At 31.3% G+C, this 2,809-nt stretch carries 4 protein-coding genes; 1 reads left to right on the top strand and 3 read right to left on the bottom strand.

The genetic code is table 11. The features are described 5' to 3' along the window. Window positions 1–549, top strand: a 549-nt coding sequence (locus Q0C58_RS04935) for a lipopolysaccharide kinase InaA family protein (RefSeq protein ID WP_290698259.1), incomplete at its 5' end; no start/stop codon positions are given. On the opposite strand, the gene Q0C58_RS04930 is transcribed toward Q0C58_RS04935, so the two are convergent. The 3 genes from Q0C58_RS04930 to Q0C58_RS04920 form a co-directional block, all read right to left on the bottom strand. Beyond that, the gene (locus tag Q0C58_RS04930) at window positions 546–1,301 is read right to left on the bottom strand and encodes a glycosyltransferase family 2 protein (protein ID WP_290698256.1); all 756 of its coding nucleotides are present in this window, start codon (window positions 1,299–1,301) and stop codon (window positions 546–548) included. The two genes, Q0C58_RS04935 and Q0C58_RS04930, sit on opposite strands and share 4 nt — an antisense overlap. Then, window positions 1,302–2,366, bottom strand: a complete 1,065-nt coding sequence (locus Q0C58_RS04925) for a glycosyltransferase family 9 protein (RefSeq protein WP_290698253.1) — start codon at window positions 2,364–2,366, stop codon at window positions 1,302–1,304. It lies immediately after the preceding gene. Between the two features lie 88 nt (window positions 2,367–2,454). Then, a partial coding sequence (locus tag Q0C58_RS04920; RefSeq protein ID WP_290698250.1) for a DapH/DapD/GlmU-related protein occupies window positions 2,455–2,809 on the bottom strand: 355 nt, incomplete at its 5' end.

The following is a 2,809-nucleotide window of genomic DNA, read 5'->3' as shown; positions in this document are numbered from 1 at the left end:
CAACGGTCTTTTGAGTATGCAAATACATTAAAAGCACTATCTGTTGGTACTCCAGAACCAGTAGCATTTTTCGAACTAAGCACAGGATTATTATTTGGTAAAAGTTATTATGTAAGCGAGCAGTTAAACGACGACATTACTTATCGAGAACTAACCACAGATTTTAATATTCCTAATTACGAAGACATTTTACGTGCCTTTACAAGGTTTACTTTTAATTTACATGAAAAGGGAATTAACTTTCTAGATCATTCTCCAGGAAATACACTAATTAAATATAACGATGGCGACTATAAATTTTATTTGGTGGATTTAAACCGAATGAATTTTGAAACCATGACCTTCGAGAAACGCATAAAAAACTTTGCTAAGCTTACCACTCATAAAAATATGATTGAAATAATGAGCCATGAGTATGCTAAATTAATGAATGAAGATTACCAGAAAGTCTATAACTTAATGTGGCATGAAACAGAAGCGTTTCAAGAGTCTTTTCACAGACGTAGAAGATTAAAAAAGAAGTTTAAATTTTGGAAAAAATACGATTAGTTGCGGTTTTTTCTTAATAACCATAACTTTACATAACGTATAAATACTACATATCCTTGAACATAACCAATAGTTAAGCCAACAACACCATCTCGAAATCCACTTTGTACGATGTAGTGTTTTATAAATCCCCAAAAAGGTTTAATTATAAAATGATAAGGTGTTAAACGTCCTGTTTTTTTATCGTAATCTTTAGCTTGTAAACTAGCATAAGTATTCATTTTTTGCATGTATTCATCAAAACTTCGATACGAATAGTGTAATAGTTTATGTTTTAATAACCCAATAGTTCCATCTACTTTAAGTGCTTCGTGTACATGTCTGCTATCATATTTACAAGCATCTCTTTTAAAAAGTCTTATAACACTATCGTTTCTCCAGCCACTATAATTAACACGTTGTCCCATAAAATGGTTAATGCGTTTTATGCTAAACGCATTATGGTTAAGTTGGTTTTGATTTAAGGTTGAAATTATTTCAGACTTTAATTCTGGAGTCACACGCTCGTCTGCATCAATTAATAAAACCCAATCATGTTTTGCTTGAGAAATAGCATGGTTTTTTTGAGCACCATAAAAATCGAAAGTACGCTGTATTACTTTAGTAGCTAAAGTGCAAGCTTTTTCATAAGTACCATCGTTGCTATAACTATCGATTACTATAATTTCATCTGCAAAATCTACAGATGCTATAACAGCCTCAATATTATCGATCTCGTTTTTAGTTGGTATTATAGCAGTTAACTTTTGCATTTAAAGATTTGTAGTTTGCTGTAAAAATACATTTAATTTTTTATCGAAAAAGGATGGTGAAAATTCTTGGTAAAGCGCTAAAGCGTCTTTTTTTATATCTTTTTCGTTCTTATTGTTATAAAATTCAGGTTTAAAATCTTTTAAATGTACAGAAACGTTTTGCTTATTGTCTTCAAAGAGACTCCAGGCATCTTTACTTATCCATGGAGAGAAAATTGCAAATGTTTTTACATCTAACGCTTTAGCCATATTAATGGCACCTCCTTCGTTACCAATTAATGCAGTGCAATGTTTAGTAATGGCTAAAAATTCGCGAAGGTTTTTTCCGAAGATATCAAAGAAAATAAGTTTTTGTGTCTCTGGCCTGCATAAATTATAAATGGCTTGTGCTTGTTCTTTTTGATTGGGAATATAGTTAAACAGTAACTGTCCACCTGTTTGTTTTGCAATAGTATCTATAACTTTAGCCATAAAAGCAAAAGGATAGGTTTTGTTAGTGCCACTTCCTAAAACACTAATCATATAAAGAGGTTTCTTAAAGTCTATACCTTGGTTTTTTAAAAACTGTTTGCTACTAGTAATCTCCTCTTTAGTTAAATGTATTTTTGGTTTTGCCTCTGTAATATCAATACCTAAAGGTTTTAATAATTGTAATCTATTTACAATAGCCAAACCAGATTTAGTTTCTGTTTTGGTTTGTCTTTTAATATTATAATGGTATATAAATGTAGTATAATATTTGTAGTAAGAAATTTTAATTTTTGCTTTAGAAAACAGTGTAATAATATTACTGGATAGTATAGAATACACATCGATTATAACATCATATTTTTTATGCTTTAAGGACTTTGCAAACCTTAAAAGAGCACGTTTGCTATTTTCTTCTTGTTTAGTAAATAAAATAAAATTATCAATATTAGTATTGTTTTCTACAACAGCTAAAGTGTGAGAGTTAATAAGGTAATCTAACTGCGCTTCAGGATATTTTGCACGTAAGGCTTCAAATAGAATACTACTTGTAAGCACATCGCCAATCATTTTTTGTTGTATTACTAATATCTTCATTTTCTAAGTCCTCAATATTCGGTCTTCAGTATTCGGTCTTCAGTCCTCAGTAGATACTGCCAACTGAAGACTGTAAACTGCCAACTAATTAAACTGCTACATTATACTCACGAAGCGCATCATTTAAAGACGTCTTTTTATTTGTACTTTCTTTACGCTTTCCAATAATTAAAGCACAAGGTACTTGAAACTCTCCAGCACGAAATTTTTTGGTGTAACTACCAGGTATCACAACAGAACGTGCAGGAACCAAACCTTTTGTTTCTATAGGTTCGTCTCCAGTAACATCTATAATTTTAGTACTCATAGTCAATACTACATTAGCACCTAAAACAGCTTCTTTTTCCACACGTACACCTTCTACAACAATACATCGCGAACCAATAAAAGCACCATCTTCAATAATAACTGGAGCGGCTTGTAAAGGCTCTAAAACACCACCA

The organism is Lacinutrix sp., from assembly GCF_023299985.1.
Lineage (GTDB): Bacteria > Bacteroidota > Bacteroidia > Flavobacteriales > Flavobacteriaceae > Lacinutrix.
Note: the sequence above shows the minus strand (reverse complement) of the source record. Positions and strands in the feature narration are given on the sequence as shown.

What these genes read in the sequence shown, in the direction of transcription:
- Q0C58_RS04925 (WP_290698253.1), bottom strand. Translation starts at nt 2,366, where the DNA reads ATGAAGATATTAGTAATACAACAAAAAATGATTGGCGATGTGCTTACA.
- Q0C58_RS04930 (WP_290698256.1), bottom strand. Translation starts at nt 1,301, where the DNA reads ATGCAAAAGTTAACTGCTATAATACCAACTAAAAACGAGATCGATAAT.